This is a genomic window from Clostridium sp. 10cd*, assembly GCF_044336395.1.
In the GTDB taxonomy this organism is placed as follows: Bacteria; Bacillota_I; Bacilli_A; order Erysipelotrichales; family Erysipelotrichaceae; genus Clostridium_AQ; species Clostridium_AQ innocuum.
Window position 1 is genome coordinate 1,897,431 of record NZ_CP172347.1, and the last position, 26,944, is coordinate 1,924,374.

Consider the following 26,944-nt stretch of genomic DNA (forward strand, 5'->3'; position numbering starts at 1 on the left):
AAAATACAGACCCGCAGGCGGAATTAGATTTCGTTTATGGATCTGTATTTTTGAATAATTCCATATAATAGATGGATTTTCCCAATAATTTTCTCAAAATACAAGTGTTACTTAGAATATACAACTATTGCTTTGTTCTAATCACTTCCGATATTTTTTAAAATATATTTACAAAAATACGGATGGAGGTGATTACATGCAAGACATGGCGGGTATTACTGAAAAAGAAGTAGAAATCGATTTTGTTTCTGTTGGGAAGCGAATTAAAAAAGCTAGAAAACTTAGACGAATGACGCAAGATGATCTTGCATCTATATGTAATTGTTCAAGTAATCATCTAAGTGCAATAGAAAATGGAGTAAACAAACCATCACTTGAGATGATGATGAAAATAAGCGTAGCACTTGATAAATGTTTAGATTATTTTCTAACAGGTTCATCGCATGTAAGCAAAGCCTATTTAATTGATGATCAAATCATTGAAAAGCTTAATAAATGTGATATACCAACATTGAAGCTAGTAAATGACTTCATTGATAAAATACAATCATACCGAGAAAACTATATTCATAATGATTAAGCGTGCATATCAGTTTGATTGATATTTAGAAAATAGTATTATTAAGATTGCCAAACCATATAAGATTTGACAGTCATATTAAATCAAAAGTAGACCGTAAGGCTGTCGACGAATGTTGACTTTCTTGCGGTCTTTTTGGGTATTTAAGGAGATGAATGAAATGAACAAAAATGTCCCTCCACCGATGGAGGAAAACCAAGAGAAAACTATTGATTTGGAACAATTCAAGTATCTTAAACATTTAGTTAATGATCTTATGGAAGTAGAGAGCGTTTCTCATAATCAGGATAATCCGGAAATGCTAGCTAAAAATGCACTGAATTGTGCAGCAAAATTTCATGAAGCCGATTGGTGTGGTGTCGTAGAGGCTGATTTAATATTTAATGCTTGGAATCCAATATGGTGGACGAGCGGAGCTACTACAAATGATGTTGTACGTAAATTCTTTGACCAAGGACGAACTTCTCCATCAAAAGAATGGATGGATGCTTTACACAATGGTCAACCGATAATTATTGAAGATACAACAATTTATAAAGATCAAGATGATGAAGAATATAAAATGTATCATGAATTGAAAATCGATTCTTTGATTGCTTATCCATTTTGGAAAGAACCATCTGGTTTTATTATTGCTTTAAATCCAAGAAGATATAAGAACAAAGTAGAATTATTAAGGATTTTTTCGTATGTAATGTATTGCTCAATTAGTGAAGCAAGGCATTGTGCAGGAACGAACAAATCATTTACTATTGCTGAAATTAAAAGTATGAAAGATATTGTCATTAACTTATTTGGTAAATTTGAAATTCATACATTAAACAAAACCATTACAGAAGAAGATATTAGCTCACCTATGGTCATTAAAGTATTGACTTATTTGTTATTACATCCGGAAAGATGTCATTCATCACGAATGTTATGTGATGCGATATGGTCTGATGAAGTTATTGATAATCCGGGTAATAAGATTAAAACACTTAAATATAGACTGTTAAGTACTCTTGATGATGTACTTGATCATCAACTGATATCTTGTACTAATAAGGGATATCAAATTAATCCTGAACTTAACATAAGTACAGATTATGAGCAATTTAAAAATTATTGGCTTTTAGCACAAAGGGAAGTATGTGCTCCAGTCAAAATAGAAATGTTAAAAAAGATGATTGAAATATATCGTGGTCCGATACTTGCTTCAGCAACTGGAGAGCATTGGATCATGCATATTCAAAATGATTATCATCAAAAATATATTGGTGCTGTCAATGAGCTTTTAAGACTGCTTTATGAAAATCATAATTTTAATCTTGTTCAAGATTATGCTCAAAAAGTATTGGAACATGAGCATAACAATAAAGAGCTTTATTATTGGATGATTCGTGCTACTTATCAAATGGGTGCGAATGCCATGGCAAGAGCAGAATTAAAAAATGCTGAAAAAGCATTGCTTGAAGAAGAATACGAAGAATTAGTTAAAGCTCTTGAAAAATAAGAAAATTGACAAAACACCTTTGTAACACCGTTACGACACCGGCATAACACCTAAAAGTTTTCATAACACCATCGTAACACCGCTGCAACACCAACCACAACACCCTCGCTTAGTAAGTTTTTCGTGCAAGGACAAAAGCACGAGAAACAAGTGAGGGTTTTTATATGGACAAAAACCATAAATACAGAGCGACTGACTTTGCATTAGATTGTGAAGTTGGTCGCTCTTTTTCTGTATTTGCAGGCTTTGTTCGTAATCGTTCTCCACCTGAAAAGTTTTGATTCGCAAATGCAATTCAAGACAAAACAGGAGGAAATAAAGAATGTATTACGATCCAAAAGAATGTGGAAAAAGAATAAAAGAATTACGAGTTTTACATCAATTAACACAAGAGCAGTTATCTGAAAAATTAAATATTAGTACAAGTATGATGAGCAAGCTTGAGCAGGGAACAAAAAGCCTTTCTATTGATTTGGCAATAGAGGTATCGGAGTACTTTAGGGTATCACTTGATTATTTGTTGCTTGGTAAAGGAATGAGAACAGAAGAATATCGAAATAAGCTATTAGAAGCTGAATCACTTATTAGAAGTGTTAGTAATTCACTATAACTAGCACTATTGGTGTCAGTAACTAGCACTATCGGTCCCTCCTAAGGAGAAGCTGTAAAAGTTAAACTTTAGATGTGCTCAAGGAAATGGGCCAAATGATCTTTGAAAACTGAATATTCATTCATCAGATACGTTCCTATTGCAGGTGCTACCAAGTGCCAGCCACATCAGTGATACGCCATGACTGTACGAAGTAAATAAGCAAGGAAAGATTTAGTGTTTATGGGATTACACGAGCGAGTCTTATCAGCTAGTAAATATGAGGTTGCAACTCATAAGGCAATGAAAGCAATAAGGGATAATGATACTTCTCTACGGAGCTGGCGGAGTACCCGGCGGAGGGCAGAAACCCTATGGAGCTGTTTCGCAAACAGCCATCTGATGATTTCCCAATAAAGATTTCTTATCTTCTCCCTAGGGGTGTTTAGAACAAATTTAGGGTTCACATATACGCATGGAAAAGCTGTTATTCAATTTATTGATGGTGCAGCTTTTCGGTACATACCCAAGATAAAAGGAGGTTATTTTTATGATGAAAAAAGATTGGGTGTATCGTAGAGGCGATATATATTATGCTGATTTGAACCCTGTGTGTGGCTCTGAACAAGGCGGTTTACGACCAGTAGTGGTGATTCAGAATAATTCGGGTAATAAACATGCTCCAACTCTTATCGTCGCTATGGTTACGACAAAAACAAACAAGAAGCCAAGTTTACCTACGCATTATTTAATTAAGAATAATGATGCATTTACAGAACCATCTATTGTTTTATTAGAGCAAATTAGAACGATAGATAAAAAGCGTATCAAAACATACTTAGGAAAGACAACTGAAAAAGAATTATTGGGAATTGATAAAGCATTGCTTAGAAGTCTTTCATTAAATTATCTTGTACACGTTAGGATTGTAAATAAAGCAGGTGGTGAGTAATGGTAAAAATTCAAGTTGATAATTACTACGCTGCTATAAAACTTATTGAAATTTTATATGAAAAAGGTTTAGTAAATCAAACAACATATTTTAATATTATAAAAGCTTCAAATCCACAAACTTAACGAAATTTTTAATAAGAGGTAGAATGCTATTAAATTAAGGAGGTAGCATTATGAGAAATAAAGTAATAAATCAAAATCCATATTTATTTTTGGATAGAAATAGGGAAAGAACGGTAGTTTATTATGGGCGTGTTTCAACTGAACATGAAGCTCAGCTTGCTGCTCTTGAAAATCAGTTACAGTGGTATGATGATCAAACTTCAAGACATACAAATTGGAATGTTTTACAAAAATATATTGATGAGGGAATAACAGGAACTCAGGCAAAAAAACGTCCTGCATTTCTGAAAATGTTAGAAGATGCAAGGGCAGGAAAATTTGACTTAATTGTTACTCGTGAAGTATGTCGTTTTGCAAGGAATACAGTAGATACTTTAGTAACGACTAGGGAATTAAAAAATCTAGGAATAGAAGTTTATTTTGTTGAAGATAATATATGGACAATGGATGGAGATGGTGAACTAAGATTAACTATCATGGCAACTTTAGCTCAAGAAGAAAGTAGAAAAGTTTCTGAGAGGGTTCGAGCAGGGCAGAAAATCAGTAGAGATAAAGGTGTTCTGTACGGTAATGGTAATATTATAGGTTATGATCGTGTGGGTGGCACATACGTAATTAATGAAGAACAGGCTGAAACAGTAAGAATGATTTATGATTTATATTTACAAGGAAATGGCTTAACTAAAGTAGCAAAAGAAATTAGTAGACGTGGTAGAAAAGATGGTCATGGAAATGTGAGTTGGACATCTTCTAAGATAAGTAGAATTTTAAGAAACGCTACCTATATGGGTTATAAATGCTATTTAAAATCATTTAGTAATAACTATCTTGAACAAAAAAGGATAAATAATCTTGATGAAAGTTCCTATTTGTATGTGAAAGGTGACTTTGAACCAATTATTTCTGAAGAAGTATGGGAAAAGTGTAACGAGATACGAAAAACAAGAACAACAAAACTAAAAGTGAATAATGAAGAACGTGTATATGGTAAAAAAGCAACAGAAGATGTATGGTTAAGAAAACTTCGTTGTAGTTGTGGTTCGACATTTCGTAAAAATAAATGGCGAACTAACAAAAGAGGTGATGAGGTTTTTGGTTATCAGTGTTATAATCAAGTTAATAACGGAAGTAAAAAATTTCGAGAAAAAAATGGTTTAGACACAGAAGGATATTGTGATATTCGCATGGTTGGTGATTGGAAATTAGAAATCATGGCGAAGAAAGTACTTGAAGGTGTCTGGCTAGACCATAAAGAAGCTGTTTTAGAAGTTTATCGTCTTTTGAATGAACATTATCAAAGCGATGCAAAAACTAATCAAGCAGCACTTTCTGCTATAGAAGGTAAAATTACAAGAGCAAAACATAAGATTGATAATCTTATTGATATGCGTTCAGATGGTGAGATTACAAAAGAAGAGTTTAAATCGCAGAAAGAAGTAGTAGACGATCTTTTGCAAAAATATGCTGAAGAAAAGCAAAAAATGATGGATATGGCTGAAAATGACATTGGTATAGAATTAGATTTAGATAAGATTAAATCTGTACTTGATGAGTGTTTGGATTTTTCAAAACCAAAGCTTGATGACAGTATTGTAGATAAATTTGTTGCACAGATTATTCCAGTGGACAACTGTAGGTATCGTTGGGATTTGAATTTCCTTCCAGATGAAACACAATCTCTTATTTGTAGTGTTGAAGGGAGAAAAAATCATGCGAAAGCAAATATTGAGGACGCTGAAGAAAGTCCTCATACATATATTTTCAGTGCCGCTTATAGCAACATAAGTAAAACAGCTAAAAACGCCTATCAGAGTCACGTTCAGCACAGGCTGCTATCAATCATAAAAAGGGATAGCTGTCTTTAAACTACAGGGTAAGCACGTAGCTACAGAAATGTGCAGTAGGCTTTTCGTAAATAAAATGGCGAAAACATATAGGAAAGTAGAAAGGTGTGGAGTAAAATCCACATCTTTTCTTACTATCACAATAATGGGTTCAAGAGGCGTGTGCTGCAAAGCAAAGGGATGCAGCATAAGACCTTTTAAAATAATACTGGCAGATATATTTTTAGGAGTGCCATTCATAAATAAGGGAACTGCATTTATGGCGTACCGCTTGGAATAATCAAATCATAAGCGGTCTGTAAATAACCGCTTGAAGTGCTTCTGATCCATCGATTTCGTCTTGGTGTAATAACCGGATGATGATCTAAAATGGTGATAAATAAGGGGGCTTCAGATACCATATACGAATGTGCAATCACGGTATCACTTTGCCTGCCATTCGCGCTGCAGGAACAGGCAATATCGCTTTCTGCAGAAAAATCTGCTGTAGCCTGTAGGAAAGGAATGAAATTGGTGCATCAAATAACATTACATGATAAAATAGTAAATATAAATATAAGGACTGCGAATACACAGGAGGTTTTATCCAATGAAAAAAATATTATCCAACCATCTCGTTGGCATTATACCATTGCTTCTCTGTATAGCGATAATCACCATTGGATTTCTATCCATGGAGTCGAATGCAAAGCTTCAGGGGAACGCCCGTATTATAAACTATACCGGAATCATACGTGGAGCTACGCAAAGGCTGATCAAGCAGGAATTGAATCATGAACCCAATGATGCACTGATCGACGAGCTGGATCGAACTTTACATGGCTTGCTTTCCGGTGATGAAGATGCACATATCACCCGTTTGGATCAGATGGAGTATCAGGGACTTCTCGCTGAAATGGAAAAGGAATGGGCAGATATCAAAAAAGAAATCTCGCAATATCGCAGCAGCGGGGATAACAAAAACCGCTTATATGCATTAAGCGAGCAGTATTTTGCCAAGGCGGATGAGGCGGTGGACATTGCAGAGGTATATACGGAGGAAATCGTTCAGCAGTCAAGAACGTTTTTGATTATCGTTATCTGTGCATTTCTTGTGGTTGTGATGATGGTAACGATTTTCACATATCAGCAGGAAAAGCGGAGAAGGCGCTTATTGGAGGCAGAGGCTGAGAACAGAAGAAAAAGTGAGCAGCTTGCCAGACAAACACAGCAGATGCTCATGCCGATCAACGAGATGACAGAGCTGATGTATGTTGCGGATATTCATACCTATGACCTGTTGTTTGTGAATGATGCAGGGAAAAAGCTATTTGACATAGAGGAGTTCACAGGACTGAAATGCTATAAAGCACTGCAGGGATTTGATAAGCCCTGTGACTTCTGCCCCAATGCAAAGCTGTCAAAGGATGAGACTTATACATGGGAACACAGCAATCCTGTTATTCACGGACACTATCTGTTAAAGGATCGTCTCATTGACTGGGAAGGTCGTGAGGCAAGAATGGAAATCGCCTTTGATATTACCGAGAGTCTGCAAAAGAAAAAGGAATTGGAGCAGCGCATAAAAAGAGACAACATCCTGATTGACTGTATCCGCGAGCTGTATCAGAATCATCATACAGTGAATGCTATGAATCATGTCTTGAAATTGATTGGGGAGGTATTTGAAGCAGAGCGGGCCTATGTGTTCTATATGGAAAATGATGAGATGTCAAATATTGCAGAATGGTGCAGAGAAGGGATCACTCCTGAGATTGATAATTTGCAGCATTTATCCAGGCATGATTATAAATGGTGGTTCCAGCTATATGATGAGCAGGCCAGCATTATGATCAGGGATGTCAGGGAGCTTCAGGGAGACAGGCAGGCGGAATATGAACTGTTATCTGGTCAAAAGATAGAGCGGCTGATCCTTGTTCCATTTGAGCGATACGGTAATTTCGGAGGTATGATCGGATTGGATAATCTGTCAGTGGAAGTCTTTGAGGATGCAGAGAAATTTTTACGGACATTCAGTTACTTCATCATGCTGGCAATTCGTAGAAATGAGGATGAAAAAACATTGTATCGGTTAAGCTATATGGACACATTAACAAAATTTTATAATCACAACCGCTATATTCAGGATGTGGAGGAATTTTCAGAAAAAGAGACTACTGTGGGCGTGGCGTTTATTGATGTGAATGGTTTGAAGGAAATCAATGATCGTTTCGGGCATGAGGCCGGAGACCAGCTCCTGCAAACAGGAGCGGCCATTATGCAAAGCAGTGTGCCGGAAGGAAACCTCTACCGTGTAGGGGGCGATGAGTTTGTGATCATCTGTCCGGATGTGGAGGAAGCAGAATTCAGAGATATCATACAGAAGCTGAAGGATACATTTAACAGGGAGGAATGTAAAGCGGCTGTCGGTTATGAATGGACGCATTCCTGCCGCAATCTGAAGGCTATCATCCGTAGTGCAGATCAAAAAATGTATGAGGATAAGGAACAATTTTATCAGCAACATGCAGAAGCCGGAAGATACCGCCATTAAAGGAAGGAAAACTCGCTTCAAACGGCCTGTGCAGAAATGACAGCTATCTGTTATCGATATCATGAAGCAGATGCCGGGTAAGGAGAAGGGCAGATTGCCTGCCGTATAGATAAAGGCAGATGAGGAAATATGCAGCATCGTAATACATTTATAGGGGATGTGTGGAAAAAATCAAACGTGTTGTAAAATAAACAATTCCAAGCATTAAAATTTAATACTCGTGCGAAGCGGGAGAATGGAGAAGACAATGAAACGAATTATGAAAACAGGTGTTCTTATGCTGGCAGTAGCCGTGATGCTTACGCTTGGGGCATGCTCAGCCTCATCCAGCAAATCTTATACATTCAATGTGGAAACCGGCGATACCATTAAGGTGAAACTGGATACCTCGAACGGCTTGTCCTTATCGCAGAAGGATGGACAGTTTACAGTTAAAAAGGATGAAGAAAACATTTTACAAGGAATGTTTATCCATGAAACCGGATATAACAGTTATCTGGCTATCAAAGGTCAGCAGGGAATGCGTGTGCTGGAGGATACAGAAAAGGATGGAAATACCTATTATATGTATGAAATAGAAGGGGAATCAGGGACAGAGGAAAATTTTGTTGTATGGATCAGGGATTCAAAAACAGGAATGCTGATAGCCAGTCTTGCCGGACAGGAAAAGGCAAAGGAGGCATTTGAAAGTCTGACGATAACGAAGGAATGATTTTCCTTTATGTTCATAAGCTGCTGTTGCGCATTGGTTTTTATTGCGGCTGAGCTGCTGTATGAAGAAGATGGCCTGTGCCAATAAGGAGGAAAGTATGCGTACAAGGAAATGCTTTACGGTAACAAACCCTCCCATCGTCTTCTGGCTATGGGTATGTATCCTATGCTTCTTTATCATTCTGGTGGTATTGAATACGATCTTCTTGCCGCCACCTCATACGGCCATGTATATCTGTATAACGGTATTTGTGTTCATTCCTGTGACCTTCGTTATCTTATGGACAAAAATGTATAGAATCCGGGTGAACGGATCAAGGATAACGGTCAGAAAGGGGCTTGGTCTGGTGAAGTTCAGCTTTGCGATAACCGACATCCGCAATGTACAATGGAAGGTTCGAAAGAATACATTTGCGCAGAACGAGATGATCACTGTTTTCACTGCACAAGGGAAACGATTTAAAGTGGAAAGCCTTATGGTAAACGCGGATAAGATGCAGGCGTTCTTAACAGATCATGTAGAGGAAAACAAAATAAAGAGAATGTAGCCGTTCCTGATTAAGAAAATGGTCAATTGTGAAAAATGATACCGGAGCTGCAGTACTTCGTGTGCGGGATATTGATGAAAAGAGGATATAAAAAGCAAGTCATTGAACGAACTTGCTTTTTGTTATGTTATACAATTTGATTTGCAAACAGCGGCAATGCTGCTGAAGGAGCTTCTGCCTGTACGTTATTCTTCGAATGGCGAAGGCTTTTTCCTGATGCTTTGTGATTCTTGACGAGGTTCCTTTGACAGTGTATGCCAGGCCTTCTTCTGTTTACGTCCGATGTGAAATATTCTCTTGAAACACCCGCCGATTCCGTCAATTATCCCCACCCACAGATGAGCTGCAAGTAAAGAGAGACTCATACCGGCAAGAATGATTAAGATGAGAGTTATCGTATCCATACTTACTTACAGAATTTAGGCCAGAAGATATCCCATTGTGCTGCCTCTTCACTCTGTCGCATATAAGCGAACAGATTGTCATCATCATATTCGTCAGAAATATAAAACTGTGTATACCCGGCCATAAGACCGCCCTTGTGATAAATGGTGAAGCCGCCCTGAACAACCTTGGCTTTCTTGATTTCTCCCTTTCTGAAGATTTCCGGATCGCTGCAGCCCTCCAGCTCCGGTGTTGTCTGTAAAATGACGATACTCATATCAGCTTCCCGGAAACCGACGATCAGGCTCGTGTACGTATACGTTGTTTTTCTGGCGAGTATGTAATTGCTTGTTTTTACGCTGGAGGAATATGCGTAGACAAGCTGATAGCCTGCAGCATCCTCTACTACCTGTTCAAACAGTGCGCGCATTTTAGCCTTGTTTTCCTGAATACGTCCTTCATCCCAAGCCTTTTTCTTTTTACCAAATAAACCCATACAAATCCTCCTTTTTACTTACCGAAAATAATTTTGGTAATTATATTTTCATTATACATAGAGCAGGCCCGGAAAGCAAGAAAAAACATACGTTTACCGTATGCTTTGTAGCCGCAGGGATTCCAGATGGTCTATAAACAGACGTATTTGCAAAGCTGCTGTTTCGTCAAGATACTCATGAAATAAAAAGGGGAGAGAGGTTGGGGCATTGTTTCGTACAATAATGAGGGATAACAGATAATTGCCCATGATCTGCGGGGCAATCGCTGTCAGAGGAACCTCCCATGCAGCCAGAAGGTCTTCGTAAAATGCTATTTGTGATTTCTGAAAAGAATCAAAGCACTGCTTTGTCAGCCGCTGATACAGCCATACCTCCTCCTCCGGGGAAAGGATGAAAAAACGATGCTCCCTGTGATGCAGAAGCGGATACAGAAAGGCTTCTATTTTGCCTCTCCAATCCAGTGTCTCATCTGCCTGTGTCTTCTCAAGCAGCTTCATAATCGATATACGCTGCTCATCGATGATATCAATAATCAAATCGCCCAGAGATGGATAAAAGGTGTAAAAGAACGGCTTGGAAATTCCAGCCAGCTGTAAAATCTCCGGGAGCTTGACATTCTGGATGCCCTGTTTTAAATAAATATCCAGACCGATTTCATGCAGTCTTTTTTTCAATGCGGTTCGTTCCTGCTGACTATATGCTTTTCTGGACATATGCTTCCTCCCGACTTGCTTTGTGTGTCATATATGCATCATACCAATTTCTTTTCAAATGTGCTTCCATTATAGCATATTTGATGTAGCATTACGGCATTGCTTTTCGCTTTTTTGAATATATGCAGCAGCTCTTTATGCATGCGCAGTCTGCAAAACATCTCATCAGGAAAGGATTGCGTATGAAAAGTGTGCAGCTAGGACTGGCTGTGCTGATAAATATCATTCTTTTTCCAAAGACGCGAACAAGCATTTGTGATAAAATATAGAAACTTCAATAAGCAATCGGAGATGGCTTTCTATGTGCATCTTTCTGTGCAGGACAGATCATATTCTCATACCCGATTGCAGGGAAAGCAGATTACAGTTCGTGTATACATGGAATCCGTATGAGGATGGAGGAATATACAAATACTGTCTGTGTAGAATAAGGAGGCGGTGGCGTGGAACAGAAGAAACATATTTATATGGCGATAGATTTAAAGTCCTTTTATGCCTCCGTGGAGTGTATCAGCAGGCAGCTGGACCCGCTGACGACGAATCTGGTTGTTGCGGATACGGGGAAGACGGAGAAAACAATCTGCCTCGCGGTCACACCTTCCCTGAAAAAATACGGGATTTCCGGAAGAGCCAGGCTGTTTGAGGTCGTTCAAACCGTAAAGGAAATCAATGCAAAGAGAAGAAAGGCGGCCCCCGGCCATCAGCTTGTCGGGGAATCCTATGATGAACATGAGCTTACTACCCATCCGGAGCTTGCGATGACCTATATTGCGGCTCCTCCGCGTATGGCTTTTTATCTGGAACAAAGCACCCAAATCTATGATATCTATCTGAAGTATATCTCTGCGGAGGATATCCATGTGTATTCAATCGATGAGGTTTTTCTGGATGTGACAGGGTATCTGAAAGCCTATCAGACAACACCGCGACAGCTGGCAAAGCGTATCATTACCGATATTCTGAACACAACCGGTATTACGGCGGCAGCAGGTATCGGTACCAATTTATATCTGTGCAAGATCGCCATGGATATTGTGGCAAAGCATATTCCGGCAGACAGTGATGGAGTGCGGATTGCACAGCTGGATGAAATGCGGTATCGAAGGCTGCTCTGGAATCACAGACCGCTTACAGATTTCTGGCGCATTGGAAAAGGCTATGCGAAGAAGCTGGAACAGATTGGTCTGTATACCATGGGAGATATTGCAAGATGCTCACTTGGCACCGCGCAGGATGCATATAACGAGGATCGCCTGTATCAGCTGTTTGGTGTTAATGCAGAGCTGCTGATTGATCATGCCTGGGGATATGAACCGTGTACAATGGCAGATATCAAGGCATATCAGCCGGAAAATACAAGCATCGGTACCGGGCAGGTGCTGAGCTGCCCCTACGATACGGAAAAAACAAGGCTTGTTATTAAGGAGATGCTGGATCTTCTTGCTCTTTCTCTGGTTGACAAGGGGCAGGTCTGTGATCAGATCGTGCTGACGATCGGGTATGATATCGAGAATCTTGAAACCGCTGCACCGTATATCAAGGCTGTCACAACGGACCGCTATGGAAGAACGATTCCAAAGCATGCTCATGGCACAGCTAACCTAAAACGGCAGACAGCATCCTCCCAATGGATGATTAAGGAGGTCATGAAGCTCTTTGACAGAATTATAAATCCGCATTTGACAGTACGCAGAATCAATATATCCGCAAATCATGTTGTGGATGAGAAGCAGGTACAGCAAAAAGCAGAAGCAGAGCAGCTGGACCTGTTTGTGGATTATGATGCATTGCGGCAGCAGGAAGAAAAAGAACGCGCACAGCTGGATAAGGAAAAGGCGCTCCAGCAGGCAACATTGCAGATAAAGAAAAAGTATGGAAAGAATGCCGTTTTAAAGGGTATGAATCTGGAGGAGGGAGCCAATACCATCCGGCGAAACGAAACGATTGGCGGTCATAAGGCATAAAAGGAGATTTCTATGAAACAACAGCACACAGACAACTATGAGGATATTATCCATTTGCCTCATCCGGTATCCAAAAAGCATGCGCAGATGCCGATACGGGATCGCGCTGCCCAGTTTGCGCCATTTGCCGCTTTGACAGGGCATAAGGAGGCAATTCAGGAAGCACAGCGGCTGATCGACCAGCGAAAAGTTCTGGATGAAAACAGAAATATGCAGAATGATGAAAGCCTGCAGGAAATTCTGCAGCATATCACGGAGCAGCCGCGCATCCGGGTAACCTATTTCCAGCCGGATGAACGTAAGGACGGTGGAGCATACCGTACACTTATTATGAATTTGAAGAAAATGGATGAGTATAACCGCAGGCTCATATTCAGTGATCATTCCTGGATTCCACTGGAGGATATCTATGAAATAGAGCTGCTGCTTGAAAGATAGCAGGGATGCAGATAAGGGACGTATCTGTACGTATGTCCCTATATAAAAAAGCATGTGATGACGAGGAAGAAGAAAAGAGGGGCTGCGCTTGCTTATCCGCTGTTTCACAGGATTCATTGTAGTTCTGTCATATTGGATGTTATTTTTCCTATGTGTTTTACAGATAAATTATTTAAAATAATGCAAAAAATGAAATAAAGTTTCAGGTTGTGCTATAATGAAAGAAATGATATCTGCAGCGAAGTGTAGAATGGATTGCGTGCTTTTCTTTTTGATGAAAGCGACTTATGCATAGGTAAACGGGGTACGGATGCACATGGATGCAGTAGGATGCTTGTGTGGTGATGTAACTTCACTCACAGGATAAAGGGCAGATATAGTGGAGGATTACGAAATGGTACAGATGAAGCAATCAGCTGCAGGCAGTGCAGATATGGGAATGATGGAGGATTTGCAACTGGCAGTCAGTCTACATCGGCTGGATGATGCATTGACCGTGCTGTGGGCAAATACAGCGTTTTATCAAATGTTGGGGAAAAAGCAGGAAGATTTTAAGGAATCCGTTGTGTTTTCTTCGTGCTTTTCCGATTTTATTAAGGATTATCAAACGCTGTATTCCTTACTATGTGCGGCAGATCAGCATGGACAGCGTCAGGTGAAGCTGCGCAGCAGCATGATGATCGCAGGAGCTGACAGGATGGTTGAAATCGCAGGAACTATCCGGGCATTGGAAGGTGAAGGACAGGAGATACTGCTCTGTTATACGCCAATGCCAAAGCTGTTGGATGAGCGTGAACAGCTCCTGAGTGCCAAATAGGGACAGTTTTTTTATGCACGTAAGGTGAAAAATAGCTAGGCGGGGATGCAACCGTATCTCTTTAACCGTACGTAAATAAGACTGTGAGACGCTAATCCAAGCGATAATGGAAACAGCAGAAGAGTGAAAGCAGTCATAAAAAAAGGATTCCTCATAACATATGGCAGATTGCTTTGAATATGTCTGAGAAATCCTGTTGATAATTCAGAGAATCTGTGCTTTTCGTAGTGGCTTGATGTATAACTTCGGCATTTGAGCGCAATATGAGTGATACGCGCATGCTATTATTCCGAAAGTTCCATTCAGCTCCTTATTTTTGAAATTTTACATTGATATCGCCGTATTCTACATTGATTTGCAGCTTGCGCCGGGAGCTGTTTTCATATTTGGTCGGAAGCGTATTGTCCCCATGCTCTGCTTCGGAAAGAATGTTAAAATCGTCAATGCTTCCTTTTACAGTGGCGCTGAAGCTGCCACGCTCGCCTTCCATCAGAATACTATCGGCGTCCAGCTCTGGAATCATCGTGTCACCATAAGCATTTTCCATCGTCATGTCCTTTGCGGAAAGCTTCTGCAGGGTGACATCGGAGCGCTCCAGTGAGAAGTCTGCGTTTTCCGCGATGGTAAGACCTGTGCTGCGGATATCACCATAGGCGCTTTCTATCTGCAATGCCTGTGCCCTCAGCTTTCCAAGATTTACCGGAGCATGCTCATGATAAAGTGTCATATCCTTTGTAATTTCGGTATCATCCAGAGTGATATCGGAATAGGCGGTCGTTAGCACGGCACTGTCTGCCTTCAGATTTTTGGAAATGATATCGCCATGCTCACTGTTCAGCTGGAATGCCTGCCTGCTGTTTACATCATTCAGAACGACGCTGCCATAGGCGACATCGAGTGTTACTGCTTCCGCTTTTAGCTTGGAAAGGCTGACATTGCCATGATCATTGTTGATCGTGATATTCTGATATGCCATGTCATGTACAGTCACATTGCCGTACGAGGTATCGATATCCAGCTTGCCATGAAAGGCTTTCGGCAGCTCGATTGTGATCGGAATATTGAGCTCACGGTCAAAATCAAAGAAGTTGAATTGAAAACTCTTTGTCGCACGTTTCAGCTGTAAAGAGGTGGCATCCTTTGTGACATTCATCGGATACTCATCATTTTCCTCATACTGGATATGAATGTTATCATCCTTTGCAGGAAGAATATTGATTTCACTGTGATAGCTGTCAATCCGGATGGAGGAAATCTGATGCATGGTAATTGTTTTTTCTCTTTTCATATATGGCTTATGCTCGACCGTCTGCAGGTTCTCCATCTTGAAATCGGCCATCGCAAAGCCGCCGCCTATCAGCAGAAGACCAAGCAGAATACAGATGACCGGTACATATTTCAACAGCTGTTTTAATGTGACCTTCATTTAATTCACCGCCTTTACAAATAGATGCCGTATCGCCGCCAGCCAGATACCGGTTTGATTTTTCAGCCATGCAACACCTATGCGTAACAGCTTCCAGCACAGCGGCAAGAGACCGGAAAAAAGAAACATACAACCAAGCAGAACAACAGCTGCAGCGGCATTTGCTCTTACAACCGGTATCAGATTCCACAAAGCACCGACAAGGAAGCAGACAAATGTCAGCATTATGCAAAACAGGACGGCAAGCAGTGTCCACAGCAGCAGATAGATAACGAATGCCATACTGAGCAGGGTCATCCAGAATGGAAAAAGTAAAACAAAAGCAGCGATTTTCCATCCACGCCTCCTGTTTCCCCGTGCTGCAGGCTTTCCCTCTTCGATAGGCAGCTCGCGCTCTGCATAGACCTGCTTTACAATCATGTCGATGGAATCCAGACTAGCTACAGCCTCTGCTTCACTCATGCCGTCCTCCATGCGGTCCTCAATCGTTTCATTATAATAATTTAATAAATGCTCCTTCTCTACCTGTGGAAGCTGAAATAAACGCTTTTCCAGCAGACTGATAAATTCCTGTTTATTCAAATTCATCCCCTCCTTTGATAAATTCGTAAATATGCAGCATAGACTGCCATTCCATTAGAAAATCCTGAATGCGCGCAATGCCAATATCGGTGATTCTGTAATATTTTCTCAGACGTCCGTGATGCTCCACGGAATAAATACTGAGGCATTTGCTGTTTTCCAGCCGCCTGAGTATGGGATACAGGGTTGATTCAGAGATTTCTATATATGGAGAAATATCCTTTACGATTTTATAGCCATAGGAATCTTCTTTTTTCAATACTGCAAGAACGCAGATTTCCAGCAGTCCTTTTTTCAGCTGTGTATCCATGATGACACCTCCTGACACATTATACTATATAATACATAGTATAATGTGTCAACAGGTATTATGTGATATATGTAATCACGCAGAACTTTTATTGTATTGACATAGTATAGCAAGTGTTCTATTATAATATAGTAAATGAGATGTACTAAATACAAGGAGAGATCTATGGATACGATGATGAATGCAATGGAACAGGTATCGCTGTTCTGCCGTCTGAATATGAATACAAGGCGCAACCTGCCCATTCGATCCAGTGAAATGGGGATGCTGATTTATTTGGTTAAAGCAGACGGAGAGAAGACGGCAAAGGGAGTCGCAGACTTTTTCAAGGTGACAAAAGCGATGGCTACCAATATGAGCTCTGCGCTGCTGAAAAACGGCTTTCTTGAAAAGCAGCAGCAGGAAAATGATAAGCGCAGCTTTCTTTTGCGGCCGACAGAGAAAGCAGTGCAGCTGGTGAATGAAACCTATGATGAATATATGAAGCAGATGAATATTTTGAGAAATTCCATGGGTGAGGCGGCATTTCATACCCTGCTTGATTTACTGAACATGGCCAATGTTATCCTGCTGGAGGAAAAGAACAATGGGTAAAATACTGGTGATGGGAGCGTCCGGTAATGTGGGCAGGTATGTTGTGCAGTATGCTCTCGCTGCTGGACAAAAGGTCAAAGCAGCAGGTACGAATGTGAAACGTCTTACACAGCTGTTTCCAAATGCAGAGGCTGTCCTGTTTGATGTTACAAAGCCGTCTACATTTCCGGCTGCCCTGCAGGATGTGGACAGGGTGTTTCTCATGCGGCCGCCGCATCTTGGTGATCCAAAGGCTTTGAAGCCGCTGATCGATGCGTTGCAGAAGCAGAAGAGGATTCAGCTGGTAAGCTTTCTTTCCCTGCTGGGAGTAGAGAAAAATCCCATCCCTCCGCATCATAAAATTGAACAATATATCGAGCAGGCGGGATTGCCGTACTGCCATATACGCCCCGGTTTTTTTATGCAGAATATCAGTGGCGTGCATGCCTTTGAAATTCAGCATTTCAACAGAATTGTCGTACCCGTCAGGAATGCATTGACAAGCTTTATTGATGCTCAGGATATCGGTGAGCTGACAGCGAGGGTTCTTTGCGAGGCGCATATGCATCAAAACACAAGCTATTCCATAACAGGAGCAGAAGCGATTGATTATTGGGAAGTGGCTGAAATTTTATCGCAGGAGCTGGGAAGGAACATTGTGTATGCGAATCCAAAGCCGTCATTTGCAAAAAATTACTGGATCAGCGTTCGGGGGCTGGAGAAGGAGTATTGTAAGGTTATGGGGATGCTTTATATGATGACACGGTTTAAAGGTGCAGAGAAGGTCACGACTGATTTTGAAGCGGTTATGCACAAAAAGCCGAAGAGCTTTCGTCAGTTCGTAAGGGATAATGCGGCAGCGTGGCAGCTGTGAATCGTATGGGGTACTTATTTCATAGGTGAATAAGCACGTGACGGCATAAAGGATAAAGAATGATGCAGTAGAATGAATACAAGGTATGTAAGAAGGATGTAGATGATGAATGTGTCCGATACAGAAATAAAATCTGTACGCAGCATCCATAGAACATCTCAGCCGTCAGTTCATCTGTATTCGTTAAATGCATCAGGCATGCTGTATGGTTTAAATCCATAGTATCTTTTCCAAGGGGTTTTATCATGATACCGTTCGGAGGAATCGAAGCTTGCGAAGCGGATATGAATTGTTTTACAATTTCCAAATATTACAAATTTATTTATGATAACACATGCGATTCTTTCAGTATAATAGTGAAAGAAAGAGGAATGTGAGAAAAATGAAAAAGTATGTTAGAAAAACTGTAATAAAAGCGCTACAGGAAATTGATAAGTTTCATGTGACGATGGTGCAGGCACCTCCGGGCTTTGGGAAGACAGTGGCAGTCAGGCAGTATTTTAAAAGAAGTGGGGAAGATCATGTGTGGATGGATCTTAGGAAAAAGACGATAAAAGAGCTTGATACGGCTGATATCATAACACAGCCGTATGTTATTTTAGACCATGTAATGAAAGAGCATATGTATACGGGGATCCTCCATGGCTTTCTGCAAAAAAACATAGATAGACATAACATAGATAGAGATATCGTACTTATTTATGCAGATGAAGTGCCTTCTTTTTTTATATTGTAGGAATTAGCATATTATATGAATCTTAATTATAAATAATTATATATAAATAGTTATATGAAGAGGAAAGAAAACACAAAAATCCCCTTATAGGGGATAAGAGATATCGATGATAAAAAGTTTATTTCTCCAGTTTGTCTAAAATACTTTCCGGATACATGATATGTTCACATTTCATACAGTATCCATATAACACTCTTTTTCCTTTATACATCTTTGTACGCATGACTTCATAAGCAATATCAACATCCATAGGTATGACATAACCACATTTAATACATACCATATGGATCACAGACGGATCTCCAGTCATAGAATTTCCACGTTTCATTTATCTGTTCCTCCAATCCTCCAGGAAAAAAAAGCTTCAACAAACTGCATTTCATGACCGCATTTACACAAGAGAGGGTCAATGCGGAAAGTATCCATTAAATATTGACGATGCGCATAGTTCTTTTTCGCTAATCCTGCGTATTTACAGGATACCATTTTTTTAATCATTTTTGTTAACTTTTTTTTCTTCGCTGCATAACCTCCGATGTAGCGAACCATTTTGAAATGCTCGTCAGGGATATGACGAATAAGTTTCTTCATAAAAGCTAAGATAGAATCATATACTTCAACATACTCTTTCGTTTCATGATCTTCGTACCACCAAATGACATGATCCATATCAGAATTATAATCAATGATACGACTCTGAGCCATGACTGGACTGCCTATATAGCGAGTAACATACTCTATACAGTCCTTTAGATTTTTATGTTCACTGGGAGGGCAGTAAGCGTACACCGAAGGCGGAGTGCGTCAGTTAGGCGTCGAAAATATAATGGGTGGAAATCCCATCTAGTAAGATTTAGCCAATCGCTAGTATTGAGTCCTTGGAGTCGTAACGGTAACATTACGATTTAAGCGTAGGACAGAGAGTATGCGAGCCGTAATAGCCCAATGAAAAGTTGGGAGTGAAGAAATAGACCTTCGTTAAGGTGTAAACGTAAAAGTCGATATTGTCCCGCCAATAGCAGACAACATCATACAAACGATAAGGCATTCCATCGGAGGCGCAGAGCGCACGCTGCGGGCCCAGGCCTGGAGAGCATAACATGGATATTTTCGGGGTACCTGAGAGGTCCTACCGTTCCTGAAATAAGGTAATGCGATATACAAGCCTTAAAAAGCAAGATAGAGCAGAAGACGGTATGGAAGTCAGATTAGTACATAGTAGCAATGAAACCGTCAAAACCGGTGGAGCCAAAGGACTAATGCACAGTCAGTTTTTCAAGGGAAACATTTAGACCTACCCAAGAGGAGGTGAAAATCAAATGATAACAGGACTTGAAAGGATAGCACAAAATAAGTTGAAATATCCAGAGAGTAAACATCTGAATCTTATTCACTATGTCAATGTGGAAAATCTGAAAGGTGCTTATAAGCGCATAAACGGAAAGAAAGCAACTGGCACTGATAAGGTAAGCAAGGATGAATACGGAAAGGATTTGGAAGCAAATCTAAACCAGTTGGTGGCAAGGATGAAAACATTTTCATACAGACCACAACCCACTAAACGAGTATACATCCCTAAAGCAGGCAGTAATAAACTGCGACCTTTGGGTATACCGAGTTTTGAGGATAAACTGGTACAGAACATCATGGCAGATGTTTTGAGCGAGATATACGAACCGATATTTTATGACTTTTCCTATGGATTCAGAAAGGATCGAGATTGCCACAAAGCAATCGAACATCTTTCAGAGATGATCCAAAGAAATAAAGTCAACTATATTGTGGATGCGGACATCAAAGGTTTCTTTGATAATGTAGATCACAAGATATTGATGGAATTTCTGCGAAAGGAAATAGGTGATGACGTCTTTCTAAGATATATCATTAGATTTCTGAAAGCAGGTATTATGGAGCATGGGAAGAAAATAGAAAGTGATAAGAACATACCCCAAGGTGGCCTCATTTCACCAGTTTTGGGAAACGTATACATATATTATGCATTAGATATGTGGTTTGAAATCGTAGTAAAGAAATACTGTCAAGGATTCTGTGGAATAGTGCGCTATGCGGATGATTTTGTGTGCTGTTTTGAATACAAAGCAGAAGCACAGGAGTTCTTCGTAAAACTCCAAGAGAGACTAGCCAAATTCAAACTGGAAATAGAGGTAAACAAAAGCAAAATCATCCGCTTTGGCAGATATGCCGGAGAGGGTAAAGGCACATTTGATTTTCTGGGATTCACGTTTATCAGTGGTACCGACCGAAAAGGAAGATACCGAACGATAAAACTAACCAGTAAAAAGAAAATGAGTGCTAAAATGAAAGCAGCGAATGAATGGATACATGCCAATATGCACATGCCAGTAAATGAATTAATCAAGAAACTGAACACCAAACTTATAGGACACTACCGGTACTATGGTATCACAGGGAACTATGACAAGTTGGAAATGTTCAGATGGTATGTAATAGAAAGACTAAAAGCATGGCTCCACAGGCGCTCACAAAGGGCTAAAATGACATGGGAGAAATTCGATAAAATAATTGAATACAATCCAATCGTTAAGCCAAAAGTTTACCATTCAATTTAGGCGAAAGACTGTGTAAAGAGCTGTATGCCTTAATAGGGCACGTACAGTTCCGAGGGGATTGTCGCAAGATAAACCATCACTTGTAAATATAGTACATATTAAAACAAGATGTTAGAATAGGCAAGGTTTATTTTGTAAGACTTTTACCCAATCAGAGTCAAAGCCTTTTGAATAATCTTTATACAGCTTCCTCTTTAATTGCTTGAATTCGATCGTATCAATTTTTACTGATAAACGATCGAGAAGTGATCTTTGAAAGGAGCGGCGAAGAGATTCGTAATTGATGTGCTTCCAGCGTTTAAAAAGCCATCCTTTCGTACACCTCCTTTAGCTAGTAAAACGTGGATATGAGGTATCCAATTTAATCCTCTACCAAATGTGTGGAGAGTAAGGACAGCACAGGGGATAAGTTCATCCTTCTTTGTGCCAGCCTTACGAATGACAAAAGATAAGGTATCATTGACAGCTCCAAAGAGTTCGTTCAAAAGAAATCGATCTTTCAAAAAGTATTCACGTAAAGGGTCAGAAACCGTAAAAACACCATGCCTGTGTGGACAGTCAAAGACTTTATCCATAACAGCCGCAGAACGAATCTTCTGATATTTCATACCACATGATGTGCAGAATATCGATTTAAAGGTATGCCAGACAAAAGTGAAATTTTCGCAATTAGGGCACTCGTAAAGAGAATGACCTAAATTGTGAAGAAAGCATAAAATAATAAGGTTAATCACTTTTCATAACGCTGGAACGAAGACCTTTACGTGCAAGTTCAAAATCATAAAGGAGCCTACCTTTATTTTCATAGAAGATTCTAGCAATAGAGATTTTGTTTGACCCCTGAGAAATAAGAATCACAATGTCCCATCGCAATTACTGTATGTTTGTTTTCAAAAGCAGAAATATATATATCACCCATATTATTATACAAAATCAATCTTTATTTATCTATCTTTGCTTTTTGTCTTTCGGAATGTCCTTGGACATTTTTTTCATTCAAATAAGGAGAATGACAAATGAGGAAAAAAGAAAAGAGCAGAGGAAAGCGGAAGCTCACAGGGATCATCCTGAGCGTGCTGTTCACCCTGATCGTACCCATCGGATTCGTATTCCTTATGGGACTGCTGTCAGAAAGCTTTCCGGTACTGTATTTCTATACCAAACAGATCTTTCTTGCCTTCGTGGCACTCGTGATCGCGGGCATCTGTATGATCATCTATCAGATCGTACGCTATGTCAAAGGTGATAAGACCGATCCGAAGGAGGAAGAAAGAAAAGCACGCAGAGAGCGCAGAGAACAGCGCAGGGCAAACGCAGAAGGTACCATGAAACACGGAGTCGTATCCGAATAAGCGGGAAGCTTCTGTACATACAGGAAATCGTTTTCCTGTATGATCGTAGATATGAGGACATCACTTCTCATATCTATGCTCATATGAGAAAAAGGTCTACAGATAGAAAAAGGGATCGGAATTCAGGTGATGAGGATGGAAAGGCGGATCCGGCATGGGAAAAGGATGTCGTCGTATGAAGAAGCAGTCATGGATCTGATGGCCAGAGTGGAGGAAAGTGAACGGTATCTTCAAAGATATAGGAACAGTGACCATGCCGTCATCGTTGTGGGAAATGGAGAAGAGGAGCATTATCCTTCCTTTGCCATTGGGAAAAAGAAAAAAGAAGAGGCTGTACAAAGCATAGAATCCATATGGCAGGAAGAGGAAGATGACTGGGTACTGTGTGAAAAAACAGGGAGGAATACAGTAAAGCTTACCATGTGGTAGTGGATGGAAGCCAGAAGGAAGGAAAACGTCAATGTGCTCCTACTGTCTGCCGCTTTTTTTCTACAGATCTACATCGTATGGACGGATATGAATGCGATATCCTCTATGATCCTGAAGACCTTGAAAAACGCATGCATACTGGCACTGGTATTGAAATTCGTTCGCTGGATCATAAGCGGTGAGATGCATAGCTTTCTGAATGAAGACAGTTGAAAGGACAGGATGAGAAATGGTAAAGAAGATCGTGATCGTGGGGATCGTTTTACTGATGCTGGTGGGGATATTTGGATGTAGCTCAAAGGATAAGGAAGAAAGTAGAAAGGAACCGATTGTTGTAGAAAAAGAGACAAAGGAAACAGACGGTCTCAAACAGCTGGATCTGGATCAGACATTCAAAAAGATTGATGATAAGGAAAGCTTCATCTTCATGGTGACAAAGAGTACCTGTAGCTACTGTAATTCTTTCAAGAAGACGCTGGTACCCTTTTTAAAGGAATACATGGACATCCTGTTCTATGAACTGGAGGTCGATATGCTGGGAGAGATGAAATCAGATGTGGAGAAGAACTTTGCGAAGCTACAGAAAAAGATTCCGGAATTCGGAGGAGGAACACCGGAAATGTTCTGTTATGAGAAGGGGAAGCTCAAAAAGACCGCAAGCGGTGAGATCAGTGAGGCGGCATTATATAACTTTATGATCGACTGCGGATATATCAAAGGGGAAAAGAAGGAAAAAAAAGCAGAAGACTACAGCTTTCAAACAAGCAAGCGGATCAAAAATCAGAATCTCATAGAGGTTGCGAAGAAAATTGATAATAAGGATACCTTTTATCTGATGATCACCCAGAGCGACCGCTACAATCAGGCCTTCATCAAGAAGCTGATTCCGGTTCTGGAGGATAAAAAGATCGATGTGGCCGCACTTCATTTCCCGCTCGAACAAAAAGGGACAGATGATGAGATGAACAAGGCATATGAGACACTGATGAACTGTGTAAAGGATCTGAGTGTGTCACCGGCTGTATTTAAGATAACAAAGGGAAAGGCAGAGAAGCTGCTGGAGGATAATGTATCTGTAGGTGATATTGAAAAAGCATTTCAAAAATAGAGTGGATAAGGGATGGTGATGGAAGATGTACAGGAAAGAAGAAGAAAGCTATGGAGGTCAAAGAAGTATCGATCTGCAGATGATCAGGGATTATGAACAGACAGGATGCAGGCTGAAGGAATTTCTGGAGAACTGTAAGAAAAAGGATGTGAAGTTAGAGTTTCGAAACAAGACCGTAGAGCCGGACTGGATGATGGAAGTCTATCAGATGATCATGGAGCGAACACGGGAGGAGTTAAAGGCAGAACAGAGAGCAGGAATCAAGCGGGCACTGAAACGGCGGGAGGAAGGAAAGGGGACCTATGGGAGACCGCGTGTGGAGCTGCCTTCTGATTTTGAGAAACAGCTGAAGGAGCGAATCCGGAATCAGGAGAATTTGTCTACCTATTGTGAACAGCTCAAGATGAAAAAATCAACATTTTATAAGTGGGTCAAGGTATACAGGGATTCATGGGAGGAGGAAAAGAAACTGCTGTAAATGATCAACTGCATCTTTAAGGCTTCCAGTTTGTCAGAATCATTATTCCTGAAAAGAGGAAGTAGGATGAATGCATTAAAATGGATGAAAAGCTGAGCAAGCCTTCAATATTTGAGACTTTTTGATTTGATATTTATAACATTGTTTTCAAACACAGAATCCCATAGATAACAAAGTAAAAAATAGATACTTAAAATAAAGATGGATATTGAAAAAAATTTCGTAACCGATAACCTATTTCTTCTGGTTCTTTACCTTTATTTATTGCATACATGGATAACAGAATAAATAGTTTATATGAAAAATTAAACTGGCAGGCAGAAGATGAAAGGATTTGTTTAACCGCTGAAATACGGTATTTTCACAGATATGCAGCTGTCCTGTAAAGAAATTCCATTTGACTTGTGGATGGGGGTATGTAATAATTAGCCATGTATGACATCCAGCTAAACAGGCAGGACGTCGGTGAATCAATGATAACAAACTGTGAATACATGATGCAGGTGATGCAAAGGCTTTTGACCTTCTTCTGGTTTTGTATGATACGTTTGAACAACATTCACAAGCAAGAAGGAGAACCATCATATTCATGAAAACCATATCCATTGTATTAACAAATTATCCAAGTCATCTTTCCAGTTTCATGGAAACGGTGTACGGATATGAATATACACATGCATCCATTTGTCTCGATGCGATGAATGAAAAGATGTACAGCTTTAACTATAAGGGCTTTTGTATGGAAACGGTATCCAAATACAAACGCCACGGCGTGGAGAAAAGCATCAGCTTCCAGCTACAGGTAACGGATGCGGCCTTTGAGCGGCTGCAAAATAAAATCGAGCAGTTTGTGGAAAATCGCGAGGACTTCTGTTATTCCAGTATCGGAGTGGTATTCTGCTTTGTCCATATACCATTCAAACGAAAGAAGCATTATTTCTGTTCACAGTTTGTTGCAGAGATTCTTGCGGAATCCGGAGCATTGAAGCTGAAACGGCGTCCCTCCCTGTATCTGCCCAATCATTTTTACCGGGAATTAAAGGAAGCTGCGGAGCTGCAGGAAATTCAGTACGATATTTTGCCGGAGGCAGTTTAAACGAAGTAGAGCGAAGTCAGAGCAATTTCTTGTTCTGGCTTTTTTTAGAACATCATGCATTGAATACAAAGCTTTTTTTATCTGACAGTCATCACTATATACGCGTGGAATAGGAGGAAGTGCAATATGAAGGAAAACAGATATTTTCAAATGATTTATCTTTTATTGGATAAAGGACAAATGACTGCACCAGAGCTGGCAGATTATTTCGAGGTGTCGATCAGAACGATATACCGTGATATTGACATTCTGAGCTCAGCCGGGATTCCGATTTATGCTACGCAGGGAAAGGGAGGAGGCATAGCGATTCAGGACAGCTATGTTTTAAAGAAATTACTTCTCAGCGAGCAGGAACAGAAGCAGATTCTCATGGCCCTGCAGGGCATCCGTGTGCTGGAGGATGAGCAGATAAATATGCTGTTATCCAAACTGAGCGGCGTATTTCAAAGACAGCAGGGAAACTGGCTGGAAATCGATTTTTCAACATGGACAAAAAGTGGTGCGGGAAAACATAATTTTCAATTACTGCAAAGCGCCATATGGAAAAGCAGAATCGTTTCCTTTTCTTATTACAGCGGAAAAGGTGAACAAACCAAACGGATTATTGAACCGCATAAGCTTGTTTTCAAGACCTCTGACTGGTATTTGTATGGTTACTGCACGCTGCGTAAGGATTTTCGATTCTTCAAATTAACACGGATAAGAGATCTAAAGCTGCAGGATGCGGAATTTATGCGGGAAACACCGGAGCATATCTTTGAAAGATCGGACGAATTTGAGATGAAAACCGTGCAGGTTACCCTTTTGTTTGATGCGGGGATGTCCCATGAGGTATATGAAAAATTCGATGAGGAAGTAAGCGAGCAGGAGGATGGCAGCTTACTGGTGACTACGATTTTACCGGATAATGAGTTATTATACAGCTATGTCCTTTCCTGCCGGGAAAGGGTTGAAGTATTATCACCTCCGTATGTACGTGATAACGTTAGGAAAAGAGTTAGAAAAATGCTGGAAATATATAAAACATGACACCGTGTTGCAGGTTATGAATGGTATGATGATGGCAACATAGGGAGGCGAAATCATCTGCAGAGTCAGGGAATATACTGTGCCGAAGAAGCTGAAGGAGGATTGTATGTCAGGCCTTCAGCAGCAGGCCAGTCTGAGGATTTGTGCAGATTGAACAGCCGTATATGTTT

At 40.3% G+C, this 26,944-nt stretch carries 31 protein-coding genes; 23 read left to right on the forward strand and 8 right to left on the reverse strand.

Annotated elements, in window-relative coordinates:
- Positions 1–196 precede the first annotated feature (196 nt).
- From ACG3M1_RS09300 to ACG3M1_RS09340, 9 genes are all read left to right on the forward strand, one after another.
- Positions 197–580, forward strand: coding sequence for a helix-turn-helix domain-containing protein (locus ACG3M1_RS09300; protein ID WP_395815326.1), 384 nt, complete (start codon positions 197–199; stop codon positions 578–580).
- A 160-nt stretch (positions 581–740) separates the two neighbouring features.
- Entirely contained in the window at positions 741–2,075 is a 1,335-nt protein-coding gene (locus ACG3M1_RS09305; RefSeq protein WP_395815329.1) for a hypothetical protein, read from the forward strand.
- Positions 2,076–2,397: 322 nt separating this feature from the next.
- Positions 2,398–2,685, forward strand: coding sequence for a helix-turn-helix domain-containing protein (locus ACG3M1_RS09310; protein ID WP_395815333.1), 288 nt, complete (start codon positions 2,398–2,400; stop codon positions 2,683–2,685).
- A 529-nt stretch (positions 2,686–3,214) separates the two neighbouring features.
- Positions 3,215–3,616 (forward strand): type II toxin-antitoxin system PemK/MazF family toxin, encoded by a 402-nt coding sequence (locus ACG3M1_RS09315; protein WP_395815336.1) that lies wholly within the window; start codon positions 3,215–3,217, stop codon positions 3,614–3,616.
- The gene (locus tag ACG3M1_RS09320) at positions 3,616–3,741 is read left to right on the forward strand and encodes a hypothetical protein (protein WP_395815339.1); all 126 of its coding nucleotides are present in this window, start codon (positions 3,616–3,618) and stop codon (positions 3,739–3,741) included. The genes ACG3M1_RS09315 and ACG3M1_RS09320 overlap by 1 nt, the downstream gene beginning before the upstream one ends.
- Before the next feature lie 50 nt (positions 3,742–3,791).
- A complete protein-coding gene (locus ACG3M1_RS09325; RefSeq protein ID WP_395815342.1) occupies positions 3,792–5,606 on the forward strand; it encodes a recombinase family protein in 1,815 nt (604 codons plus the stop codon).
- A 568-nt stretch (positions 5,607–6,174) separates the two neighbouring features.
- Positions 6,175–8,118 carry a GTP cyclohydrolase IIa gene (locus tag ACG3M1_RS09330; RefSeq protein WP_395815345.1) on the forward strand — a complete coding sequence of 648 codons (1,944 nt, stop codon included), beginning with the start codon at positions 6,175–6,177 and terminating at the stop codon, positions 8,116–8,118.
- 247 nt (positions 8,119–8,365) lie between these two features.
- Positions 8,366–8,830 carry a hypothetical protein gene (locus tag ACG3M1_RS09335; protein WP_008819545.1) on the forward strand — a complete coding sequence of 155 codons (465 nt, stop codon included), beginning with the start codon at positions 8,366–8,368 and terminating at the stop codon, positions 8,828–8,830.
- A gap of 97 nt (positions 8,831–8,927) precedes the next feature.
- Entirely contained in the window at positions 8,928–9,377 is a 450-nt protein-coding gene (locus ACG3M1_RS09340) for a hypothetical protein (RefSeq protein WP_257330769.1), read from the forward strand.
- A gap of 406 nt (positions 9,378–9,783) precedes the next feature.
- Here ACG3M1_RS09340 and ACG3M1_RS09345 read toward each other — a convergent pair whose 3' ends face one another.
- Both ACG3M1_RS09345 and ACG3M1_RS09350 read right to left on the reverse strand, forming a co-directional pair.
- The gene (locus ACG3M1_RS09345; protein ID WP_009269377.1) at positions 9,784–10,257 is read right to left on the reverse strand and encodes a hypothetical protein; all 474 of its coding nucleotides are present in this window, start codon (positions 10,255–10,257) and stop codon (positions 9,784–9,786) included.
- Between the two features lie 93 nt (positions 10,258–10,350).
- Positions 10,351–10,971 (reverse strand): TetR/AcrR family transcriptional regulator, encoded by a 621-nt coding sequence (locus ACG3M1_RS09350; protein ID WP_009587542.1) that lies wholly within the window; start codon positions 10,969–10,971, stop codon positions 10,351–10,353.
- A gap of 467 nt (positions 10,972–11,438) precedes the next feature.
- Here ACG3M1_RS09350 and ACG3M1_RS09355 point away from each other — a divergent pair, with 467 nt between their 5' ends.
- The 3 genes from ACG3M1_RS09355 to ACG3M1_RS09365 all read left to right on the forward strand — a co-directional run bounded on the left by ACG3M1_RS09355 (position 11,439) and on the right by ACG3M1_RS09365 (position 14,190).
- Entirely contained in the window at positions 11,439–12,935 is a 1,497-nt protein-coding gene (locus tag ACG3M1_RS09355; RefSeq protein ID WP_395815447.1) for a DNA methylase, read from the forward strand.
- Positions 12,936–12,947: 12 nt separating this feature from the next.
- On the forward strand, positions 12,948–13,373 hold the full coding sequence (locus ACG3M1_RS09360) for a YolD-like family protein (RefSeq protein WP_008819539.1): 426 nt from the start codon (positions 12,948–12,950) through the stop codon (positions 13,371–13,373).
- 394 nt (positions 13,374–13,767) lie between these two features.
- Entirely contained in the window at positions 13,768–14,190 is a 423-nt protein-coding gene (locus ACG3M1_RS09365; RefSeq protein WP_065531042.1) for a PAS domain-containing protein, read from the forward strand.
- 310 nt (positions 14,191–14,500) lie between these two features.
- Here ACG3M1_RS09365 and ACG3M1_RS09370 read toward each other — a convergent pair whose 3' ends face one another.
- The 3 genes from ACG3M1_RS09370 to ACG3M1_RS09380 are packed head-to-tail and all read right to left on the reverse strand — an operon-like array spanning position 14,501 to position 16,508.
- Complete coding sequence (locus ACG3M1_RS09370; protein ID WP_054343908.1) at positions 14,501–15,616, reverse strand: DUF4097 family beta strand repeat-containing protein; 1,116 nt, start codon at positions 15,614–15,616, stop codon at positions 14,501–14,503.
- The gene (locus ACG3M1_RS09375; RefSeq protein ID WP_008819535.1) at positions 15,617–16,198 is read right to left on the reverse strand and encodes a DUF1700 domain-containing protein; all 582 of its coding nucleotides are present in this window, start codon (positions 16,196–16,198) and stop codon (positions 15,617–15,619) included. It lies immediately after the preceding gene.
- Positions 16,191–16,508, reverse strand: a complete 318-nt coding sequence (locus tag ACG3M1_RS09380; protein WP_008819534.1) for a PadR family transcriptional regulator — start codon at positions 16,506–16,508, stop codon at positions 16,191–16,193. The genes ACG3M1_RS09375 and ACG3M1_RS09380 overlap by 8 nt, the downstream gene beginning before the upstream one ends.
- A 165-nt stretch (positions 16,509–16,673) precedes the next feature.
- On the opposite strand from ACG3M1_RS09380, the gene ACG3M1_RS09385 reads away from it, so the two are divergent.
- The 3 genes from ACG3M1_RS09385 (at position 16,674) to ACG3M1_RS09395 (ending at position 18,691) form a co-directional block, all read left to right on the forward strand.
- Positions 16,674–17,102, forward strand: coding sequence for a MarR family winged helix-turn-helix transcriptional regulator (locus tag ACG3M1_RS09385; protein WP_008819533.1), 429 nt, complete (start codon positions 16,674–16,676; stop codon positions 17,100–17,102).
- Positions 17,095–17,955, forward strand: a complete 861-nt coding sequence (locus ACG3M1_RS09390; RefSeq protein WP_008819532.1) for an NmrA family NAD(P)-binding protein — start codon at positions 17,095–17,097, stop codon at positions 17,953–17,955. The genes ACG3M1_RS09385 and ACG3M1_RS09390 overlap by 8 nt, the downstream gene beginning before the upstream one ends.
- Before the next feature lie 382 nt (positions 17,956–18,337).
- Entirely contained in the window at positions 18,338–18,691 is a 354-nt protein-coding gene (locus ACG3M1_RS09395) for a hypothetical protein (protein ID WP_224727317.1), read from the forward strand.
- Positions 18,692–18,809: 118 nt separating this feature from the next.
- Here the strand turns inward: ACG3M1_RS09395 and ACG3M1_RS09400 are convergent, their stop codons facing one another.
- Together ACG3M1_RS09400 and ACG3M1_RS09405 are read right to left on the reverse strand one after the other, a co-directional pair.
- Positions 18,810–19,019, reverse strand: coding sequence for a hypothetical protein (locus tag ACG3M1_RS09400; protein WP_008819527.1), 210 nt, complete (start codon positions 19,017–19,019; stop codon positions 18,810–18,812).
- A complete protein-coding gene (locus ACG3M1_RS09405) occupies positions 19,016–19,396 on the reverse strand; it encodes a transposase (RefSeq protein ID WP_257364788.1) in 381 nt (126 codons plus the stop codon). The genes ACG3M1_RS09400 and ACG3M1_RS09405 overlap by 4 nt, the downstream gene beginning before the upstream one ends.
- A 614-nt stretch (positions 19,397–20,010) precedes the next feature.
- On the opposite strand from ACG3M1_RS09405, the gene ltrA reads away from it, so the two are divergent.
- A complete protein-coding gene (gene ltrA / locus ACG3M1_RS09410) occupies positions 20,011–21,282 on the forward strand; it encodes a group II intron reverse transcriptase/maturase (protein ID WP_008819525.1) in 1,272 nt (423 codons plus the stop codon).
- Positions 21,283–21,506: 224 nt separating this feature from the next.
- Here the strand turns inward: ltrA and ACG3M1_RS09415 are convergent, their stop codons facing one another.
- Positions 21,507–22,016 (reverse strand): transposase zinc-binding domain-containing protein, encoded by a 510-nt coding sequence (locus ACG3M1_RS09415; protein WP_074747960.1) that lies wholly within the window; start codon positions 22,014–22,016, stop codon positions 21,507–21,509.
- Positions 22,017–22,298: 282 nt separating this feature from the next.
- Here ACG3M1_RS09415 and ACG3M1_RS09420 point away from each other — a divergent pair, with 282 nt between their 5' ends.
- From ACG3M1_RS09420 to ACG3M1_RS09450, 7 genes are all read left to right on the forward strand, one after another.
- Positions 22,299–22,634 (forward strand): hypothetical protein, encoded by a 336-nt coding sequence (locus ACG3M1_RS09420; protein ID WP_008819524.1) that lies wholly within the window; start codon positions 22,299–22,301, stop codon positions 22,632–22,634.
- Positions 22,635–22,769: 135 nt separating this feature from the next.
- Positions 22,770–23,063: a hypothetical protein gene (locus ACG3M1_RS09425; protein ID WP_395815350.1), complete on the forward strand. Its 294-nt coding sequence runs from the start codon at positions 22,770–22,772 to the stop codon at positions 23,061–23,063.
- 3 nt (positions 23,064–23,066) lie between these two features.
- The gene (locus ACG3M1_RS09430) at positions 23,067–23,276 is read left to right on the forward strand and encodes a hypothetical protein (RefSeq protein ID WP_009587453.1); all 210 of its coding nucleotides are present in this window, start codon (positions 23,067–23,069) and stop codon (positions 23,274–23,276) included.
- 16 nt (positions 23,277–23,292) lie between these two features.
- A complete protein-coding gene (locus ACG3M1_RS09435; RefSeq protein ID WP_009587507.1) occupies positions 23,293–24,171 on the forward strand; it encodes a bacteriocin transporter in 879 nt (292 codons plus the stop codon).
- 25 nt (positions 24,172–24,196) lie between these two features.
- Positions 24,197–24,649 carry a hypothetical protein gene (locus ACG3M1_RS09440; RefSeq protein ID WP_009269365.1) on the forward strand — a complete coding sequence of 151 codons (453 nt, stop codon included), beginning with the start codon at positions 24,197–24,199 and terminating at the stop codon, positions 24,647–24,649.
- A 589-nt stretch (positions 24,650–25,238) separates the two neighbouring features.
- Positions 25,239–25,745 carry a hypothetical protein gene (locus ACG3M1_RS09445; protein ID WP_002608508.1) on the forward strand — a complete coding sequence of 169 codons (507 nt, stop codon included), beginning with the start codon at positions 25,239–25,241 and terminating at the stop codon, positions 25,743–25,745.
- 126 nt (positions 25,746–25,871) lie between these two features.
- Complete coding sequence (locus tag ACG3M1_RS09450; protein WP_100933534.1) at positions 25,872–26,774, forward strand: helix-turn-helix transcriptional regulator; 903 nt, start codon at positions 25,872–25,874, stop codon at positions 26,772–26,774.
- Positions 26,775–26,944: the final 170 nt, after the last annotated feature.

What these genes read in the sequence shown, in the direction of transcription:
- ACG3M1_RS09315 (WP_395815336.1), top strand. Translation starts at nt 3,215, where the DNA reads ATGATGAAAAAAGATTGGGTGTATCGTAGAGGCGATATATATTATGCT.
- ACG3M1_RS09380 (WP_008819534.1), bottom strand. Translation starts at nt 16,508, where the DNA reads ATGGATACACAGCTGAAAAAAGGACTGCTGGAAATCTGCGTTCTTGCA.
- ACG3M1_RS09395 (WP_224727317.1), top strand. Translation starts at nt 18,338, where the DNA reads ATGAAAAAGTATGTTAGAAAAACTGTAATAAAAGCGCTACAGGAAATT.
- ACG3M1_RS09450 (WP_100933534.1), top strand. Translation starts at nt 25,872, where the DNA reads ATGAAGGAAAACAGATATTTTCAAATGATTTATCTTTTATTGGATAAA.
- ACG3M1_RS09385 (WP_008819533.1), top strand. Translation starts at nt 16,674, where the DNA reads ATGGATACGATGATGAATGCAATGGAACAGGTATCGCTGTTCTGCCGT.
- ACG3M1_RS09440 (WP_009269365.1), top strand. Translation starts at nt 24,197, where the DNA reads ATGTACAGGAAAGAAGAAGAAAGCTATGGAGGTCAAAGAAGTATCGAT.
- ACG3M1_RS09340 (WP_257330769.1), top strand. Translation starts at nt 8,928, where the DNA reads ATGCGTACAAGGAAATGCTTTACGGTAACAAACCCTCCCATCGTCTTC.
- ACG3M1_RS09420 (WP_008819524.1), top strand. Translation starts at nt 22,299, where the DNA reads ATGAGGAAAAAAGAAAAGAGCAGAGGAAAGCGGAAGCTCACAGGGATC.
- ACG3M1_RS09400 (WP_008819527.1), bottom strand. Translation starts at nt 19,019, where the DNA reads ATGAAACGTGGAAATTCTATGACTGGAGATCCGTCTGTGATCCATATG.
- ACG3M1_RS09310 (WP_395815333.1), top strand. Translation starts at nt 2,398, where the DNA reads ATGTATTACGATCCAAAAGAATGTGGAAAAAGAATAAAAGAATTACGA.
- ACG3M1_RS09330 (WP_395815345.1), top strand. Translation starts at nt 6,175, where the DNA reads ATGAAAAAAATATTATCCAACCATCTCGTTGGCATTATACCATTGCTT.
- ACG3M1_RS09335 (WP_008819545.1), top strand. Translation starts at nt 8,366, where the DNA reads ATGAAACGAATTATGAAAACAGGTGTTCTTATGCTGGCAGTAGCCGTG.
- ACG3M1_RS09365 (WP_065531042.1), top strand. Translation starts at nt 13,768, where the DNA reads ATGGTACAGATGAAGCAATCAGCTGCAGGCAGTGCAGATATGGGAATG.
- ACG3M1_RS09325 (WP_395815342.1), top strand. Translation starts at nt 3,792, where the DNA reads ATGAGAAATAAAGTAATAAATCAAAATCCATATTTATTTTTGGATAGA.
- ACG3M1_RS09350 (WP_009587542.1), bottom strand. Translation starts at nt 10,971, where the DNA reads ATGTCCAGAAAAGCATATAGTCAGCAGGAACGAACCGCATTGAAAAAA.
- ACG3M1_RS09430 (WP_009587453.1), top strand. Translation starts at nt 23,067, where the DNA reads ATGGAAGCCAGAAGGAAGGAAAACGTCAATGTGCTCCTACTGTCTGCC.
- ACG3M1_RS09320 (WP_395815339.1), top strand. Translation starts at nt 3,616, where the DNA reads ATGGTAAAAATTCAAGTTGATAATTACTACGCTGCTATAAAACTTATT.
- ACG3M1_RS09345 (WP_009269377.1), bottom strand. Translation starts at nt 10,257, where the DNA reads ATGGGTTTATTTGGTAAAAAGAAAAAGGCTTGGGATGAAGGACGTATT.
- ACG3M1_RS09305 (WP_395815329.1), top strand. Translation starts at nt 741, where the DNA reads ATGAACAAAAATGTCCCTCCACCGATGGAGGAAAACCAAGAGAAAACT.
- ACG3M1_RS09390 (WP_008819532.1), top strand. Translation starts at nt 17,095, where the DNA reads ATGGGTAAAATACTGGTGATGGGAGCGTCCGGTAATGTGGGCAGGTAT.
- ACG3M1_RS09360 (WP_008819539.1), top strand. Translation starts at nt 12,948, where the DNA reads ATGAAACAACAGCACACAGACAACTATGAGGATATTATCCATTTGCCT.
- ACG3M1_RS09435 (WP_009587507.1), top strand. Translation starts at nt 23,293, where the DNA reads ATGGTAAAGAAGATCGTGATCGTGGGGATCGTTTTACTGATGCTGGTG.
- ACG3M1_RS09445 (WP_002608508.1), top strand. Translation starts at nt 25,239, where the DNA reads ATGAAAACCATATCCATTGTATTAACAAATTATCCAAGTCATCTTTCC.
- ACG3M1_RS09405 (WP_257364788.1), bottom strand. Translation starts at nt 19,396, where the DNA reads ATGGCTCAGAGTCGTATCATTGATTATAATTCTGATATGGATCATGTC.
- ACG3M1_RS09425 (WP_395815350.1), top strand. Translation starts at nt 22,770, where the DNA reads ATGGAAAGGCGGATCCGGCATGGGAAAAGGATGTCGTCGTATGAAGAA.
- ACG3M1_RS09370 (WP_054343908.1), bottom strand. Translation starts at nt 15,616, where the DNA reads ATGAAGGTCACATTAAAACAGCTGTTGAAATATGTACCGGTCATCTGT.
- ACG3M1_RS09355 (WP_395815447.1), top strand. Translation starts at nt 11,439, where the DNA reads ATGGCGATAGATTTAAAGTCCTTTTATGCCTCCGTGGAGTGTATCAGC.
- ltrA (WP_008819525.1), top strand. Translation starts at nt 20,011, where the DNA reads ATGATAACAGGACTTGAAAGGATAGCACAAAATAAGTTGAAATATCCA.
- ACG3M1_RS09300 (WP_395815326.1), top strand. Translation starts at nt 197, where the DNA reads ATGCAAGACATGGCGGGTATTACTGAAAAAGAAGTAGAAATCGATTTT.